The organism is Thiomonas sp. 13-64-67, from assembly GCF_002282795.1.
GTDB classification, from domain to species: Bacteria; Pseudomonadota; Gammaproteobacteria; order Burkholderiales; family Burkholderiaceae_C; genus Thiomonas; species Thiomonas arsenitoxydans.
Genome location: NZ_NCKP01000062.1, coordinates 1 through 16,465, shown reverse-complemented (window position 1 = coordinate 16,465; position 16,465 = coordinate 1). Strand labels below are relative to the sequence as shown.

Here is a 16,465-nt window from a genome sequence, read left to right as displayed (position 1 = left end):
GATCTCGCCCGACCGGCTCTCGCTCTACAGCTACGCGCATCTGCCGCACATTTTCAAGCCGCAGCGCCGCATCAATAACGAAGACCTGCCCACGGCCGACGTCAAGCTCGGCCTGCTGGGTCTGGCCATCCGCCGGCTGGAAGAGGCGGGTTATGTCTACATCGGCATGGATCATTTCGCCAAGCCGGGCGACGAGCTCGCCCGCGCCCAGCGCGAGGGCAAGCTGCACCGCAATTTCCAGGGCTATTCCACGCAGGCCGAACTCGATCTGCTGGCCTTTGGCGTATCCAGCATTTCCAACGTCGGCAACTGTTACGCGCAGAACGCCAAGACCATCGACGAATACACCGAGATGCTGGCTTTCGGCAAGCTGCCCACGGCGCGCGGGGTGCATCTCACCCCCGAAGACCGCCTGCGCCGCACCGCCATTCAGCGGCTGATGTGCGATTTCCAGCTCGATCTCGTCGCGCTGGCCGACGAATTCAAAGTGGACGCCGCCGCCACCTTTGCCCTCGACCTGCAGCGCCTCAAGCCGCTGGAAGATGCCGGGTTGGTCGTGCGCGAAGGCCCGCAAGGTCTGCGCGTCCAGGTCACGCCGCAAGGCCGCCTGCTGGTGCGCATCGTCGCCATGCAGTTCGATGGCTATTTGCATCAGCCGCGCGAGCAACTTTTGCAGCCCCGCTATTCGCGGGTGATCTAAACCCTGGCCTTCACGCGGCGACGAGGTGAGCGCGCGGGCACCGATAATGGAGACCGCGCACTCTCAAGGAAACGCCGGGCCGCCCCAAGTTTCCTTGACCCCCGCGGGGGGCAGGTCGGCTAGCCGACCCTGGGGGCACTCACAGCTCCAAATCCATGAATCTGGTCAAGCCCTTGATCGCCCTGCTGGCGATCGTCAATCCGCTGGGCATCATTCCCTTTTTCATTCTGTTCACCGAGAGTTTCTCGCGGGAGCAGAAGAAGCGGACCATCCTCGTCGCTTCGATCTCGGCGTTTCTGGTCATCGCCGTCAGCACACTGATCGGCGCTGACCTGCTGCATTTTTTCGGCATTTCCATTGCGTCGTTTCAGGTCGGCGGCGGCATGCTGCTGCTCATCAGCGCCATCAGCATGCTCAACGCCAAAACCGGCGCCACCAAATCGACCAGTGACGAGGTGGAAGAAGCCGCCGACCGGGCCAGCGTGGCGGTGGTGCCGCTCACCATCCCCCTGCTCACAGGCCCGGCCACCATCAGTACGGTGATCATTTATGCCAGCAACACGCACCACTGGTGGCAGCACGCGGTGCTGATCGGCTACGGCGTGATCATTGCCGGGGCCGCTGCGCTGTGCTTCATGGCGGCCGAACCGATTGCGCGGTTTCTGGGCAAGACCGGCATCAATGTGATGACCCGCTTGATGGGCCTGATCCTCTCGGCGCTCGCGGTGGAAATGATGAGCGACGGCCTGATCAAGCTGTTTCCGGGCCTGGGACGCTAACCTGCAAACCCCAACTCTCAGGGTTCGCCCCTAGTGCGCGCGGCAGCCAAAATTCGAACAATGTTTTGTATTGCGATTGGGCTCACCCAACGCGCCCCAACAAGAGGGATCGAGGAGACAAACGACCTGCAACCCAGGTGGTTTCACGACAACAGCGCGGCACAAGATGGCAGCGCAAGCAGTACCCCGAAGCACCGTGAACACTCGTTCCGGTGCTTTTTTACGCCCCGCTCCCCACGCCCGCTCCCAATATGGAACTGATCCTGCTCGGCATTGCCGCACTCTTTGCCGGGTTTGTCGATGCCATCGTCGGCGGTGGTGGTCTGGTACTCGTACCCGCCCTGTTTGCTGCGTTTCCCAACGCGGCTCCTGCCACGCTGTTTGGCACCAACAAAGGCGGCGCCATCTGGGGCACCTCGGCGTCAATGTGGTCGTATGTGCGCCGGGTTCAGCCCCCTTGGTCCACTGTGGCGCCCGCCACCCTTGCAGCGTTTGTCGGCGCGCTTGGCGGCGCCTGGCTCATCACACAAGTCAAGTCGACTGATTTTCGGCAGGTCCTACCTTTCATTCTGCTGGCCGTATTGCTCTACACCCTCAAGCGCAAGGATTTGGGACATCACCATGCCCCGCACCTGAGCGGCGGCGCCGAGCGGGCTCTGGCAGTGAGCGGCGGCCTACTGATCGGTTTTTACGATGGATTTTTCGGGCCGGGCACGGGCAATTTCTTGATTTTCCTGTTTGTCCGTGGCTTCGGCTTTGATTTTCTCCATGCCTCGGCCAGCGCCAAAGTCGTCAACGTGGCCTGCAATCTTGCGGCCCTGCTGGTGTTCGCCAGTAAAGGCCACGTCATGTGGCGGTATGCCGCGCTCATCGCGGTGTGCAATATTGCGGGTAGCCTGCTGGGCACCCGGCTCGCCTTGCGCCGGGGCACGCACTTCGTGCGCGGCGTCTTTCTGCTGGTCGTCGCGGCGCTCATTCTCAAGACCGCGCACGATGCGTTTTTTTGAACAATCAGAAAAAAAGCGCCGCCTGTTGCCAGGGGGCGCTTCATCTGAAACACGGCGTTGAAGCACGGCACATGGCCGCCTGCCTTATTTTTTCATCGGGCAGGTGTTCATGCCGATGATGGAATACAGCGGGCAGAATTTGAACAGGCCCGTGACCAGCGGCACAATGCCGATCCAACCCCAGACGCCGATGGTGCCCATCAGGCTCAAGGCGATCAGAACGATGCCCACAATAATGCGCAGAATGCGATCGATACCGCCGACGTTGAATTTCATGGTCCACTCCTTGAAAAAAGAATATCGCAATTTGACACCGATTCCTGCGGACGCACAGTGACCTCGGTCACACGCGTCTTACCCCGACAGCTCCCCGGCGGCCACTTGGCGCAGCACGGCGGGCTGCAGAATGTCGATCTTCTCGCGCGACAGCCCCACCCACCCGGCGGCTTCGAAGCGCTTGAGCAGGCGCGTAACGATCTCCCGCGCCGTGCCCAGCCGGTCAGCCAGTTGCTGATGGGTGCTCTGCAGACGCGGCCCTTGGCCCAGCAGGGCTTGCGCCAGACGTTGATCCAGGCGATGAAAGGCCAGCGCATCGATCAACGCAGTCAGGTCGGCCATGCGCGCAGCAAACTGGCCGAGGACGAACTGGCGAAAGGCGGGAGCGCATTGCAGCCAATGCTCGAACAATTCAGGACGGATCATCCACAGCGCCCCATCGGTCTGCATTTCCGCAAAGGCCGTGAGCACCTCACCCGAAAACAGGCTGGCCGACGACACCAGGCAGATTTCACCCGGCGTCAGGCGATACATCTCCAACTGCCGGCCGGAGGGCGCCATGCGAAACACGCGTGCCTCGCCAGACAACACCAGCGGAAACCCGCCGCAGTTCGCGCCGGGCGCGAAAAGCTGAGTTCCGCGCAGCACCTGCATCACAGTTGCCCCGCCAGCCCATTCCGCCTCCAGCTCAGCGGTGGGCACAGAGGTCATCGAGGGATAAAGCTCTTGCAGTTCGCGCAGGGTTTGCATGGAATTGAGTCGAAAGATCAAAATAATGCGGTTCGTGGATATGTTTCACGTGAAACAAAGCCCGACCAAGCTGCCGCACCGGGTAAACCCGCATAAAATAATCGGGTTGAGGAGACACACAGTGGATTATCCGCGTAACTTTGATGTCGTTGTCATCGGGGGTGGGCATGCCGGCACCGAGGCGGCTCTCGCCGCTGCGCGCATGGGCTGCGCCACCTTGTTGCTGACGCACAATATCGAAACCTTGGGCCAGATGTCGTGCAATCCGTCGATAGGTGGCATCGGCAAAGGGCACCTCGTCAAAGAGGTGGACGCGCTGGGTGGCGCGATGGCCGAGGCGACTGACGAAGCAGGCATCCAGTTCCGCATTCTCAACGCCAGCAAAGGCCCCGCGGTGCGCGCTACCCGGGCGCAGGCCGACCGTCAGCTCTACAAGCGTGCCATACGCGGACGGCTGGAAGACCAGCCCAATCTGTGGCTGTTCCAGCAGGCGGCCGATGATTTGCTGGTGGAATCGACCGGCCAGGGCGAGCGGGTTACGGCCGTGGTCACGCAGACGGGCATCCGCTTTCGCACCCGCACCGTGGTGCTGACCGCTGGGACGTTTCTCGACGGGAGAATTCACATCGGACTCGACCAATACGCCGCCGGGCGTGCCGGCGATCCGCCGTCGCTGCGTTTGTCTGCCCGGCTGAAGGCGCTCGCGCTGCCGCAGGGGCGGCTCAAGACCGGCACGCCGGCGCGCATCGACGGCCGCACCATCGACTTTTCCAAGCTCATCGAGCAGCCGGGCGACCTCAACCCGATGCCGGTTTTCAGTTTTCTCGGCTCTGCCGATCAACATCCTGCGCAGGTCGCCTGCTGGATCACCCATACCACCGAACAGACGCACGACATCATTCGCGCCGGGCTCGATCGCAGCCCGATGTTCACCGGAGTGATCGAAGGCGTGGGCCCGCGCTATTGCCCGAGCATCGAAGACAAGATTCACCGCTTCGCCGACAAGTCCTCGCACCAGATTTTTCTCGAACCCGAGGGGCTGCAGACCAACGAGTTTTACCCCAATGGCATCTCCACTAGCCTGCCCTTCGATGTGCAGATTGCCATGGTGCACTCGATTCCGGGGCTGGAAAATGCCCATCTGCTGCGTCCCGGCTATGCCATCGAGTACGACTATTTCAACCCGATGGCGCTGAAAACCTCGCTGGAAACCAAGTCCATCGATGGGCTGTTCTTCGCGGGGCAGATCAACGGCACCACCGGCTACGAGGAGGCCGCTGCGCAAGGGTTACTGGCGGGCATCAACGCCGCGTTGCAGGTACAGGGCCGTGATCCTTGGTGTCCGCGGCGCGATCAGGCCTATCTCGGCGTGCTGGTTGATGACCTGGTGACCAAAGGGGTGAACGAGCCCTACCGCATGTTCACCAGCCGCGCCGAGTACCGGCTCAGTCTGCGCGAAGACAACGCCGATCTGCGCCTAACCGAGATCGGCCGCGAACTCGGCGTGGTGAACGACGCCCGTTGGGATGCGTTCTGTCGCAAACGTGACGCCATCGAGCGCGAGATTCAAAGGCTGCGCACCACCTGGGTCACGCCGCAAAGCCTTCCGCCCGAACAGGCTGAAGCGCTGCTGGGCAAATCCATCGAACGCGAATACAACCTCGCCGACTTGCTGCGTCGCCCCGAACTGCGTTACGACACCCTGGCCGCGTTCCCGCACCCCGCTTTCGCCCCGGAATTCCCGCTGGGCGAGACCGAGCGCGAGCAGGTTGAGATCCACCTCAAATACGCCGGTTACATCGAACGCCAGCAAGACGAAGTCGAGCGCGCTGCGCAGCAGGAATCGTTGCGCCTGCCGGCCGATCTCGACTACCGCGAAGTGTCGGGACTGTCCATCGAAGTGCAGCAAAAGCTCAATCAAGCCCGCCCAGAGACGCTTGGCCTGGCCTCGCGCCTGTCGGGCATGACCCCCGCGGCCGTATCCTTATTGTTGATTCATTTGCGCAAAGGCGTCCTTAAAAAAGCGCTCAAGCTGGAAAAGGATGCCCTCGCGTGAGTGTGAGCCCCCCCCGCACGGCTGGCGGCTTTTCTCTCGAAGGCTTTCTGCACCAAACCCTGACCGCCCTCCAGCTCGACTTTACCGAGCGCCAGCGCCAGCAGCTGCTCGACTACACCGCCTTGCTGCAACGCTGGAACCGGGTGTTCAACCTCACCGCGGTACGTGATCTCGAGGGCATGGCCCGGCTGCACTTGGCCGATTGCCTGGCCGCCCTGCCCGCCCTGCAGCGCCTTGGCCCGCGGCGCCTGTTGGACGTAGGCTCGGGCGGTGGCCTGCCCGGCATCGTCTTTGCCATCGGCTTGCCCAACACTGAAGTTCATCTGATCGATACGGTGCAGAAGAAATGCGCCTTCCTGCAGCAGACCTGCGGCAGTCTGCAACTCAGGCAGGTCAGCGTCCATCATGCGCGCGTCGAGGCTCTGGCCGATGCGCGCGGTTTTGATTGCATGACCAGCCGCGCTTTCAGCGATCTGCCTTTGCTGATTCAGAGCACCCGACACCTGCTCGCCGACGGCGGCCAGTGGTGCGCCATGAAAGGCCAAGCGCCTCAAGATGAAATCGTGGCATTGCCTGCCGATGTGGCCGTGCAGATCGATCCCCTGCAGGTGCCTGGGCTCGATGCACAGCGTTGCCTGGTGTGGCTGCGGCCGTCGCCTAACCGCTGATTTCGCGGCCGAGCCATCGGCTCCGGCACAATACAGCCTCGGTTGAGCCAGAAGTCTGTAGGACTCCTCACTCAGCACCGTTTCACGTGAAACATCGGTTTTCTGGAGAATCGGCTTGGCGCAGATTTTTTGCATCGCAAACCAAAAAGGTGGCGTCGGCAAGACCACCACCAGTGTCAATCTGGCGGCCGCCCTGGCGAACATCGGCCAGCGCGTTTTGCTGGTCGATATGGACCCGCAGGGTAATGCCACCATGGGTTCCGGTGTGGACAAGCACGCCCTTGAGGCCTCGGTTTACGAAGTTCTGATCGGGCAGGCCGAGCTTGCCCAGGCCCGGCAGCGCAGCGCCAAAGCCGGGTATGACCTCATCGGCGCCAACCGCGAACTGGCCGGCGCCGAAGTCGAGTTGGTCAGCCTGCCGCAGCGAGAGCGCCGACTCAAGACCGCGCTCGCCACCGTCGATGCCGACTACGACTTCATCCTGATTGACAGCCCGCCCGCCCTCGGGCTGCTCACGCTCAACGGCCTTTGCGCCGCGCACGGCGTCATCGTGCCGATGCAATGCGAGTACTTCGCCCTCGAAGGGTTGTCCGATCTGGTCAACACCATCAAACAGGTGCACGCCAACCTCAACCGCGATCTGCGCATCATCGGCCTGCTGCGCGTGATGTTCGACCCGCGCATCACCTTGCAGCAGCAGGTCAGCGAACAAATCAAAAACCACTTTGGCGACAAAGTGTTCAACACCGTCATTCCCCGCAACGTGCGCCTGGCCGAAGCGCCAAGTTACGGCTTGCCTGGCGTGGTGTTCGACCCAAGCAGCCGCGGCGCCAAAGCCTTCACCGAGTTCGCCCAGGAAATGGTTGACCGCCTGGCCGTGGCCGCATGACCCGCATTCTGCTGCTCCCCGGCTGGCAAGGCTCGAGCGACGGGCACTGGCAGCGCCGCTGGGAAAGACTTTACGGCGACACTGTGGTGGAACAGGCCGACTGGGATTTTCCGCGCCGCGGCGACTGGATCGCACGGCTGGAAGACGTCATCCTCGCCCAGCCCGACCCGGTCGCGCTCGTCGGCCATAGCCTGGGCTGCCACCTGATCGACGCCTGGTCGGCCAGCACGCGCCATGCCGACCGCGTCGTCTGCGCACTGCTGGTCGCGCCGCCCGATTTGCAGAGCGATGAACTGCCCGCCACCTTGCTCCCCTGGCGACACCCCTTGAGCCAAGCGCCGCTGCCCTTCCCTGCCATGCTCGCCGCCAGTACCGACGACCCCTATTGCCGCTGGCAGGCCGCACAACAGCTCGCCCAGCGCTGGGGAGCCCACTGCGCCAACCTCGGCGCCTGCGGGCACGTCAATACCGCGTCCGGCCTGGGCGATTGGCCCCAAGGCCGCCGGTTACTTGACGCGATGCTGCCGCCCAACCAGTGCCCTACCAACCCTTCCTCTATTTGATAACCCTGCTTGATCCGTCCCACGCTCATGGCAACCAAAAAACCCAAAGGACTCGGCCGCGGCCTCGACGTGCTGCTCGGCCCCTCCGTCGAACTCTCGGAAACCGACGCCGCCGCACTACGCGAACTGCGGCTGGACGATCTCGTGCCCGGCCGCTATCAGCCCCGTGCGCAGATGGACGAAGGCGCCCTCTACGAACTGGCGCAGAGCATCAAGGCGCAAGGCGTAATGCAGCCCGTGCTCGTTCGCGCCCTGCCCGATGGCCGCTATGAAATCATCGCCGGAGAACGCCGCACCCGCGCGGCCCGCCTTGCCGGGCTCGACAGCGTGCCCGCACTGGTGAAAGAGGCCGACGACCGCACCACCCTGGCCATGGCCCTGATCGAAAACCTTCAGCGCGAAGACCTCAATCCGCTGGAAGAAGCCCGCGGCATCGCCCGGCTGATCGAAGAGTTCGGCCACACCCACGAGCAGGCCGGGCAAGCTGTCGGCCGCTCGCGCACCGCCACCAGCAATCTGCTGCGCCTGCTGCAACTGAGCGAGGCCGTGCAGACCATGCTGCTGGCGGGCGATCTCGACATGGGTCACGCCCGCGCGCTGCTATCGCTCGACAAGGCGCAGCAGGTTCAGGCCGCCCAGCAAATTCTGGCCAAACGCCTGAGCGTGCGCGAAGCCGAACGGCTGGTGGCTCGTACCCAGCAAGCGCAGAACCCGGGCGCCACGCCCAAAAAAGCCAAAGCCGCCAAAGATCAAGACTGGAAGCGGCTGGAGGAAGAACTGTCGGAGCGCTTCACCGCCCCGGTTGAAATTCGCAGCAAGGCGGGCCGCAAAGGCCAGCACAGCGGAGAAATCGCGATTCGATTTTCCTCGCTGGACGAGCTCGACGGGCTGCTCGCACTGCTGCGCGGCGGTGATACCGCTCAACCGTAATTACTGCAACGCCGACGACGCCGTCGCAAAGCGGCAGGCCGAATGCGCATCGGCCCGCTCCACCTCGCAGCCCAGCGTCAGCCAGTACGCTGCCAGACGGCGGCAGACGATGCTGAGTTCGGCGCTGAGTTGAGGGTGTTGCTGCAAGGTCTGCAGATTACGGCCGATTTTCTGCATGACCGCCAGACTGGGCTTGTCCGCGTAAAACGTCATCAACGCCAGGGTTCCGGCCAACAGCGGCTCGGCGGAGTCGACTCGGGTTTTCTGGGTATTCGGCATAAAAATCGCATGGCTGGCTAATGTGCTGGAGGACTAGTCCACACAAGGCTGGCGAGCAAAGCTGCGAGAAATCAACTACTTGGTCAAAATCAACTTGTCCTGCCGTGTTAAACGCAGTTGGTAAGTCTGCCCCTGATGGCGAATCTGCACCACAGAGCCTTGCCGGAAAAGCTCGCGCGAATGCAGGGTCAACCCCGCGTTCGCACCCGGCTCCAGCGCGGAGACTACGTTCGCAGCTCGCGGCAATGGCTTGCACAGCCCCGGGTTCATCGTGACCACTCCATCGCTGCCCACGTCAGCAGCAGCACCACCAACAGACTGAGCCCAAGTTCTGCATATCCCATGATCGATCTCCCAAGTCAGGTCGGCCCGGAATCAGACCCACCGAGGCGAAACGCTCTGCGGCATCGCCTTGGGGCTATCTTATTGCGAATAATTCTTATTTGTAGGAATGCCCTCATGATTCAGAGGGAATAGCGTGAACAGACCCTAATCGCAATACAGCTCGGTGCGATTGCGGCCGCCCTGTTTAGCGCGATACATCGCCTGATCGGCCATCGACAGCACCCGGTCGATGCTCTGCACCGGCGCATCGCATCCCGCGATGCCCAGACTCAGGCTCAAGCGCACCACCCCGGCCGAGGTCTGGAACGGATGCGCGAGCAGAATGCAGAACTCCTCGCCGCCCATGCGAGCGAACACATCGCCCTCGCGCAAAAGCGACAGCACCACCTGGGCAAACTCCACCAGGATTTCGTCACCCACCGGGTGGCCATAGCGGTCATTGATCTGCTTGAAATGGTCGAGATCGATCAGCATGATGCAAGGCCCTGGCTGCCCTGCGGGCCGCGTCCGCAGGGCGTGCTCGACCATGGCGAAAAATCCGCGCCGGTTCTGCAGTCCGGTCAACGGATCGGTGTGGGCCAGCGCGCGCAATTGCTGTTCAAGGTGCTTCTGCGCTGAAATTTCCACCATGCCGGTGACAATGCAGTCCTCCCCGGCAAAGCGCAGCGGGCGCATGGACAAGAGCGCGTCCACACCCTGCCCTCCAACCGTCTTCAGTCGCACTTCAGCCTGACGCACCGTGCCTTCGGCTTGCAGACGCTCGAGCAACTGCAGGCGCTGCGCCGGATTTTCGTAAAAATCGGTCGTGAACACGTCGCCGTGCGAGAGATCATGCGGGTCGAACAGCACCTTCGCCGCCGCGTTGTAGCGCAACACCCGGGAATCCGCCACACGCACCAGCACCAGTGGCATCGGCGAGGCGTCGAACAGGTGTTCGAGGTTTTCCTCGCTTTGCTCGGCGCGCTGGCGCGCCTGCTGGGCCGCTTGCGCCTGCTGTTCGAGTCGGCGTCGGTCCAGCCACGCCAGCCGCATGCCCCGGCTGAGCGAGACCGCAATCTGCCATCCGGCCACGTTGGCAAAGCCGAACAGCACCAGCGCGATGCTGACATATTTGGCGTCAAAATGCAGTGACGTCCAGACAACGAACGCGAACAGTACGGTAAACACTCCGCCCACCCACATCGCCTCGCGTCGCATCACGGGCACATAGGCATAGCCGGCAAAGATCAGCGCCAGCGCGGTGATCGAGTGATAGTCCGCGCTGCCACCATAGGCCAGCACCACCAGCAGGAACAGCACCATGATGCTCAGCTCGAAGCCGAGCAGCGCCGTCGCCACACGGCGCACATCCGGCACATCCTTGGCCCGACCCACCCGCGCCAGCCACAGGCCCCAAGCCAGAATGCCAAAGCGCGCGAGCAGCAAGCTCCAGTACACCGCCGTTGGACCAAGCACCGAAAGGTCGGTAAAGGTGGCAGAGAGAAAGGCCAAGGCGCCATAAAGCCCGATCTGCCGCACCCGGTGGCCGATCACGCCCCATTCCGCGCGGATGAATATCTCGTCCTGCTGACGGTCAGAGAAAAGCCCATCCCTCCCGATGTGCCAGGAAGAATCCGCTTCACCGGGGGGCGCAACCGCATGCAAAGAGTCGGACATGGACAAATTGGCACATCAACAAAACACGCATCGTATTGCCCAGACTACGCTTCGCAAAACTCGCCCTCCAAACGGAAGCGAAATAGTTCACAAAACCGGCCCGAGTTGAAGTCAACCGTCATCAAGCCCCTCCTAAGATGCCGCAAACAGCAGAAAATTCGTCTCTGCCGCGCCCGACTTCCTCTTTCTGCATGTCAACCACGCTCTTGAGCCATCTCCCAGACGCCGACGTCACGCCACGAGCCTGTGATGAGCGCTGGCCCTTGAGCCAAACCCAGCAAGATATTCTGCTGCGCCAGGAGTTGCTCGGCAGCGCCATCTACAACATCGGCCTGACCGTGAGCATCGACGGCGCGCTCGATGTGCTCGTGTTGCAGCGCGCCATTCAGGAAGTCGCCGCCGCCGAACCCATGCTGCGCGCCCGCGTGGTCGAGAGAACAGAAGGCCCGCGGTGGCAGATCGCCTGGGCGCAGTCCTGGCGATTGCCCTACACCGACTTTTTCGCGGAGACACACAACCCCGACCGCGCCGCCCGGCTCGCCGCGCAAGCCATCGAGGCGATCAAAACCGAACCTACACCCCCGCAAGGCCCCCTCCTCTGGAAATCCGCCCTGTACCGCACCGCCGCGCAGCGCTACGCCTGGCTGCTGTGCTTCAACCACCTTCTGCTCGATGGCTATGGCGTCATGCGGGTCGGTCAGCGCATCGCTCAACGCTACAACGAGCTGCTGGACAATCCCCTGAGCGCTCCGCCGCAGCCCGGACCCGACTACGCACGGTTCCTCGAAAGAGAGCAGGCCTACCTGCAGTCCGCCCGCTTCGAGCGAGACCATTCCTTCTGGCAGCAACGCATCGCAGGCGCCCAAGCGTTGGCCGCGGTTTCGGCCCCCGACCTGCAAACGCCACCCGAACCCCTGGTGCATCAGTGGCGCGTTAGCCCATCGACCTGGGCGCACTATCTGCAACAGGCGGCCGAACAGGGCCTGACCCCGGCGCAGGGCGTCCACTTTTTTCTGGCAACGTACATCGCGCGCGTGACCGGACAGGCCGATGTGCTCATCGGCATGCCGCTGCACAACCGCAAGGACGCCCTCGACAAACAAACCGTCGGCCTGTTTGCCAACACCCTGCCCCTGCGACTCAACACCGCCGAAGGCGACCGCCTGCCCAGCCTCATGCGCGCGCTGGCCGAAGACACCCGGCAGATCCTGCGCCATCAGCAATATCCGCTCGACCGCGCCCTGGCGCGACAGCCGCCGCGGCAGGGCATCGCCGGCATGCACTTCGACCTGATGGTGTCGTTCGAAGACTTCGATCCGCACGCCACGCTGGGAGACGCCCGCCTGTCCTTCGCTCCCTTCAGCGGACAACCCGGGTTTGCGCCGATCGCCGCCTATGTGCGCCAATACGGCGACTCAGAAAATCTGCCCATCGATCTGGTGATCGACCCCCGCGCCCCTGCCGCGCTGCGGCATACCGAATTTCTCAACGCCCGTCTCGATCAGCACCTGGCCGAACTCATCGCCCATCCGCAAGCCCGTCTGCGCGATCTCGACCTGCTGTGCGCCCAAGAGCGCGCCGCACTGGCCGCGCTGAACCACACCGCCCAGCCCCGCCCGGCGCCGCAGTGCATGCACCTGCTCGTCGCCGAACAGGCGCGCGCCACGCCGCAGGCCACCGCGGTGCGCTTCGGCGACACCCAGCTGAGCTACGCCGAGCTGGAGCAGGCGGCCAACCGCCTGGCGCACAGCCTGCGTGGTCTGGGGGTGCAACGCGACGTGCTCGTTCCCGTCATCATGGAACGCCGCGTCGAACTCGTCGTGGCCCTGCTCGCCGTGCTGAAGGCCGGCGGCGCCTACGTTCCGCTGGACGCCGACCTGCCTCCCGAGCGCCTGCAGCGCATCCTGCTCGATACCCAAGCCCGCGTCGTGCTCGCGCAGCCGTCGCTGCACCACGCCGTGCGAGCGGCCGCGGCTTCGGAGACGCCGCAACTTCTCGATGCCGATCTGACGCCGCCCTATGGCGACGTTGACGCCCCTGTCACCGACAGCACACCCGACGACCTCGCCCTGGTCATCTTCACCTCGGGCTCCACCGGGCAACCCAAGGGCGTGATGATCCCGCACCGCGCCCTGTGCAACCACAAGCTGTGGAACGCCCGCGTGCTCCAGTTCGGCCCGCACGACCGGCTGCTGCAAAAATCCTCGCTGAGTTTCGACGCGTCGATCTCAGAATTTTTCATGCCCCTGATCTGCGGCGCGGCGGTTCACCTCGCCCCGCCTGGCCTGCAGCGCGATCTGCCCGCCCTGTTGCAATTCGTGCGCGAACAGGGCATCACCCACCTCACCCTCGCGCCCTCCACCGCCCGGGCGCTGGTGGACGACCCCCAGCTGCCCGCCTGCACCAGCCTGCGCTACGTTCAGTTCGGCGGCGAGCCGCTGGACGCCGCCCTTGCCGCGCGCTTTCAGTCGCTGCTGCCGCAGGCCACCCTGCTCAACTACTACGGCCCGAGCGAAACCACCGAAGACAGCACGCTCTACGTCGTGGACGGCCCCATCACCCAGACGCGCGGCAACCTGCCCGTCGGACGACCGATCGACAACACCCGCGCCTACGTGCTCGACGAGCAGTTGCGGCAAATGCCCTTCGATGTCACCGGCGAAATCTGCATCGCCGGTCTGGGCGTGGCGCGGGGCTACCTCGGCCAGCCCAAACTCACCGCCCAGCGCTTTTTGCCCGATCCCTTCTGCCCCGGTGAGCGTCTGTACCGCACCGGCGATTTGGGCTACTGGTCAGCCGACGGCCAACTGCACCTCGTCGGCCGCAATGACGAGCAGATCAAGATCCGCGGTTTTCGCATCGAAATCGGCGAAATCGAACGCCGCCTCGCCGCCCACCCCGCCGTGGCGCAGGCGGCGGTCGTTTCCTGGATGCCGCGCGAAAACGACCCGCAACTAGCTGCCTATGTCGTTTGGCACGAAGGCCATGACCCCGCCTCGGTTGCCGCACTGCGTCAGGCGCTGCAGATCAGCCTGCCGCACTACATGGTGCCCAGCGCCTGGCAAGTGCTCCCCTCCCTGCCCCTGACCCCCGGCGGCAAGATCGACAAACGCGCCCTGCCCACGCCGCAGCTTGAAGCCGTCACGACCCTGCCGCGCCTCTCGCCGCGCACCCCCACCGAACAAACTCTGTGGGCCATCTGGCATGAGGTGCTGGGCACCGAGGCTTTTGGGGTGCTCGATCACTTTTTCGAGCTGGGCGGGCACTCGCTCACCCTGACCCAGGTGCGCTCGCGCATCCAGCAGCACTTCGGCATCGAACTGCCTCTGGCCGATCTGTTCACTCACCTCACCCTCGCCGAGCTGGCGGCGCACATCGACCAGCGCCAGCATCTCGCCAGCCCGGCTGACGCCATACCCGCCGTCGATCGCAACGGCCTCCTGCCCACCTCGCTGTCGCAGCGGCGCATGTGGGTCATTCAGCACTTTCACCCGGAATCCGTCGCCTACAACATCACCGCGCCGGTCAGGCTCAAAGGCGCTTTCAATCTGAGCTTGTTCGAGCGCGCGCTCGATCTGCTCATCGCCCGTCACGAAGGCTTGCGCACCCAGTTCGTCCTGCGCGGCGAGGAGCCCGTACAGATCATCCTGCCCGACCTGCGCGTGCAGCCCGACTATCGCGACCTGCGCTCGCTGCATGCCGACGAGCGCGAGAACGCCGCCCGCCAGATCGCCTCGGCGCTGCTGGCCCAGCCCTTCGACCTTTCCGCGGCGCCCCTGTTTCGCATCAGCATCCTGCAAATGCAAGACGACGAGCAGGTGCTGCTCTGGGTGTTCCACCACGCCATTGCCGACAACTGGGCGCTCGCCGTGTTGTCGCGCGAAACCCTGCAGATCTACGCCGCACTGCTGCGAGGCTGCACCGATCCGGCCGACATGGGTCTGGCGCCCCTGCGCACCCAGTACGCCGACTACGCCGCCTGGCAGCGCAGCGCGACGGTCAGCGCGGCGCGCGAGTCACATCTTCAAGCGTGGATGCAAAAGCTCGAAGGACTGACCGATCTACACTTGCCCACCGACTATCCGCGCCCGGCGCAACCCAATTTTCTAGGTCATACGATTTACGCCCCGCTGTCCGAGCCGCTGCAGCACGCGCTGCAAGGCTATGGCGCGCGCCACGGCGTCACGCCGTTCATGGTGCTACTGGCCAGCTTCAACGTGCTGCTGGCGCGCCTGAGCCGCCGCACCGACATCGCCGTGGGCACACCCATCGCCAACCGCCACCATGCCGCCACCGAGCAGCTCGTGGGCACCCTGGTCAACACCCTAGTGATGCGCAACACGGTCGAGCCGCAAGCCACTTTCGATCAGCTCATGCAGCAGGTGCGAGCCACCGCCCTGCACGCCTACGCCCACCAGGACGCCCCGTTCGACGAGCTGGTCGAACGCCTGGGCGCGCAGCGCGCCGATCACCCCCAAGACCTCGTGCGCGTGCTGTTCAACGTGCTCAACGCCCCGGCGGGCCAACTGGCCGATGTGCCCTTCACCTATGAAGCCTTCGATTTCGACCGCGTGGCCGCGCAGTTCGACCTGTCCATCCACGTCGATACCGAGTTCACCCACCGCATCCAGCTCGAATACGCCACCGATCTGTTCAGCTTGGATACCGCGCAGCGCCTGCTCGACAGCTATGTTTTCCTCACCGAGCAACTGCTGGCGCAACCCGCCCTGCCCGTGTCGAGTCATGCCCTGGTCACGCCCGCCCAGCGTGCCGTGCTCGGCGAGTGGAACGCCACGCCGCAACCGCTGACCGCGCCGCTCACCCTGCCCGCCGCGCTGCAGCTCGACGCGCCCGACCGCCGCAGCCGCATCGCCCTCACCGACGCGCTGGGCCATACGCTGCGCTACGGCGAACTTCACGCCCGCGCGCTGGGCATCGCCCACCACCTGCGCCAGATGGGCGTGGGGCGCGGCGACCGCGTCGGGCTGTGCCTGCACCGTCACGCCGACATGCTCGCTGCGCTGCTGGGCGTGCTGCAGTCTGGCGCCGCCTATGTCCCGCTCGACCCCGACTTTCCGCCCGAGCGCCTGCACTACATGGCTACTGATGCCCAGCTGCGCTGCCTGCTCACCCAGACCGCCCTGCTGCCGCTATTGGCCAATGCCGACGTGCCGCAACTCGCGCTCGACAGCGCGCCGCTAGCCGGACTTCGCCGCGACGCCCCCCTCCCGCCCGACCCCGCCCGCGACGCCCGCCCCGACGACCCGGCCTACCTGATCTACACCTCAGGCTCCACCGGGCGGCCCAAGGGGGTGGAGGTGCCGCACCGCGCCGTGGTGAATTTTCTGCGCAGCATGGCGCGCGAACCCGGGCTGCAAAGCGACGACGTCCTGCTCGCCGTGACCACGCTCTCGTTCGACATCGCCGTGCTCGAACTGCTGCTGCCGTTGACCGTGGGCGCGCGCGTAGTGCTGGCCGATCACGCCCAGTCGCGCGATCCCTTTGCCCTGCGCGACCTGCTGCAAACCAGCCAGGCCACGGTGCTGCAGGCCACGCCCTCGACCTGG

General features: G+C 64.3%; 13 protein-coding genes and 1 pseudogene. 9 read left to right on the top strand and 5 right to left on the bottom strand.

The genetic code is table 11. The features are described 5' to 3' along the window. From B7X30_RS12985 to B7X30_RS12975, 3 genes are all read left to right on the top strand, one after another. On the top strand, positions 1–700 hold a 700-nt coding region (locus B7X30_RS12985; protein WP_502694443.1), incomplete at its 5' end, for an oxygen-independent coproporphyrinogen III oxidase. 155 nt (positions 701–855) lie between these two features. Next, a complete protein-coding gene (locus tag B7X30_RS12980; protein WP_013107573.1) occupies positions 856–1,479 on the top strand; it encodes a MarC family protein in 624 nt (207 codons plus the stop codon). A 251-nt stretch (positions 1,480–1,730) separates the two neighbouring features. Next, positions 1,731–2,486: a sulfite exporter TauE/SafE family protein gene (locus B7X30_RS12975; protein WP_286731056.1), complete on the top strand. Its 756-nt coding sequence runs from the start codon at positions 1,731–1,733 to the stop codon at positions 2,484–2,486. Between the two features lie 84 nt (positions 2,487–2,570). Here the strand turns inward: B7X30_RS12975 and B7X30_RS12970 are convergent, their stop codons facing one another. Together B7X30_RS12970 and B7X30_RS12965 are read right to left on the bottom strand one after the other, a co-directional pair. Next, complete coding sequence (locus B7X30_RS12970) at positions 2,571–2,762, bottom strand: YgaP family membrane protein (protein ID WP_013107575.1); 192 nt, start codon at positions 2,760–2,762, stop codon at positions 2,571–2,573. Positions 2,763–2,840: 78 nt separating this feature from the next. Further along, a complete protein-coding gene (locus B7X30_RS12965) occupies positions 2,841–3,512 on the bottom strand; it encodes a Crp/Fnr family transcriptional regulator (RefSeq protein WP_286731053.1) in 672 nt (223 codons plus the stop codon). A 121-nt stretch (positions 3,513–3,633) separates the two neighbouring features. Between B7X30_RS12965 and mnmG the strand changes: the two are divergent. From mnmG to B7X30_RS12940, 5 genes and pseudogenes are all read left to right on the top strand, one after another. Then, positions 3,634–5,520, top strand: a pseudogene (gene mnmG / locus B7X30_RS12960) (tRNA uridine-5-carboxymethylaminomethyl(34) synthesis enzyme MnmG); the annotation flags it as partial. A 44-nt stretch (positions 5,521–5,564) separates the two neighbouring features. Further along, entirely contained in the window at positions 5,565–6,236 is a 672-nt protein-coding gene (gene rsmG / locus B7X30_RS12955) for a 16S rRNA (guanine(527)-N(7))-methyltransferase RsmG (protein WP_465020146.1), read from the top strand. A 115-nt stretch (positions 6,237–6,351) separates the two neighbouring features. Beyond that, positions 6,352–7,125, top strand: coding sequence for a ParA family protein (locus tag B7X30_RS12950; protein ID WP_013107579.1), 774 nt, complete (start codon positions 6,352–6,354; stop codon positions 7,123–7,125). After that, entirely contained in the window at positions 7,122–7,688 is a 567-nt protein-coding gene (locus B7X30_RS12945) for an RBBP9/YdeN family alpha/beta hydrolase (protein ID WP_286731049.1), read from the top strand. Before B7X30_RS12950 ends, B7X30_RS12945 begins: the two co-directional genes overlap by 4 nt. Positions 7,689–7,715: 27 nt before the next feature. After that, complete coding sequence (locus tag B7X30_RS12940; protein ID WP_286731047.1) at positions 7,716–8,618, top strand: ParB/RepB/Spo0J family partition protein; 903 nt, start codon at positions 7,716–7,718, stop codon at positions 8,616–8,618. Here the strand turns inward: B7X30_RS12940 and B7X30_RS12935 are convergent, their stop codons facing one another. The 3 genes from B7X30_RS12935 to B7X30_RS12925 form a co-directional block, all read right to left on the bottom strand. Further along, complete coding sequence (locus tag B7X30_RS12935) at positions 8,619–8,897, bottom strand: hypothetical protein (protein WP_156053819.1); 279 nt, start codon at positions 8,895–8,897, stop codon at positions 8,619–8,621. It abuts the gene before it with no gap. A gap of 75 nt (positions 8,898–8,972) precedes the next feature. Next, a complete protein-coding gene (gene hemP, locus B7X30_RS12930) occupies positions 8,973–9,167 on the bottom strand; it encodes a hemin uptake protein HemP (RefSeq protein WP_286731044.1) in 195 nt (64 codons plus the stop codon). A gap of 219 nt (positions 9,168–9,386) precedes the next feature. After that, a complete protein-coding gene (locus B7X30_RS12925) occupies positions 9,387–10,898 on the bottom strand; it encodes a sensor domain-containing diguanylate cyclase (protein WP_286731042.1) in 1,512 nt (503 codons plus the stop codon). 191 nt (positions 10,899–11,089) lie between these two features. On the opposite strand from B7X30_RS12925, the gene B7X30_RS12920 reads away from it, so the two are divergent. After that, positions 11,090–16,465, top strand: a 5,376-nt coding sequence (locus tag B7X30_RS12920) for a non-ribosomal peptide synthetase (RefSeq protein WP_286731041.1), incomplete at its 3' end; no start/stop codon positions are given.

What these genes read in the sequence shown, in the direction of transcription:
- B7X30_RS12945 (WP_286731049.1), top strand. Translation starts at nt 7,122, where the DNA reads ATGACCCGCATTCTGCTGCTCCCCGGCTGGCAAGGCTCGAGCGACGGG.
- B7X30_RS12965 (WP_286731053.1), bottom strand. Translation starts at nt 3,512, where the DNA reads ATGCAAACCCTGCGCGAACTGCAAGAGCTTTATCCCTCGATGACCTCT.
- B7X30_RS12970 (WP_013107575.1), bottom strand. Translation starts at nt 2,762, where the DNA reads ATGAAATTCAACGTCGGCGGTATCGATCGCATTCTGCGCATTATTGTG.
- B7X30_RS12935 (WP_156053819.1), bottom strand. Translation starts at nt 8,897, where the DNA reads ATGCCGAATACCCAGAAAACCCGAGTCGACTCCGCCGAGCCGCTGTTG.
- B7X30_RS12925 (WP_286731042.1), bottom strand. Translation starts at nt 10,898, where the DNA reads ATGTCCGACTCTTTGCATGCGGTTGCGCCCCCCGGTGAAGCGGATTCT.
- B7X30_RS12980 (WP_013107573.1), top strand. Translation starts at nt 856, where the DNA reads ATGAATCTGGTCAAGCCCTTGATCGCCCTGCTGGCGATCGTCAATCCG.
- B7X30_RS12940 (WP_286731047.1), top strand. Translation starts at nt 7,716, where the DNA reads ATGGCAACCAAAAAACCCAAAGGACTCGGCCGCGGCCTCGACGTGCTG.
- B7X30_RS12975 (WP_286731056.1), top strand. Translation starts at nt 1,731, where the DNA reads ATGGAACTGATCCTGCTCGGCATTGCCGCACTCTTTGCCGGGTTTGTC.
- hemP (WP_286731044.1), bottom strand. Translation starts at nt 9,167, where the DNA reads ATGAACCCGGGGCTGTGCAAGCCATTGCCGCGAGCTGCGAACGTAGTC.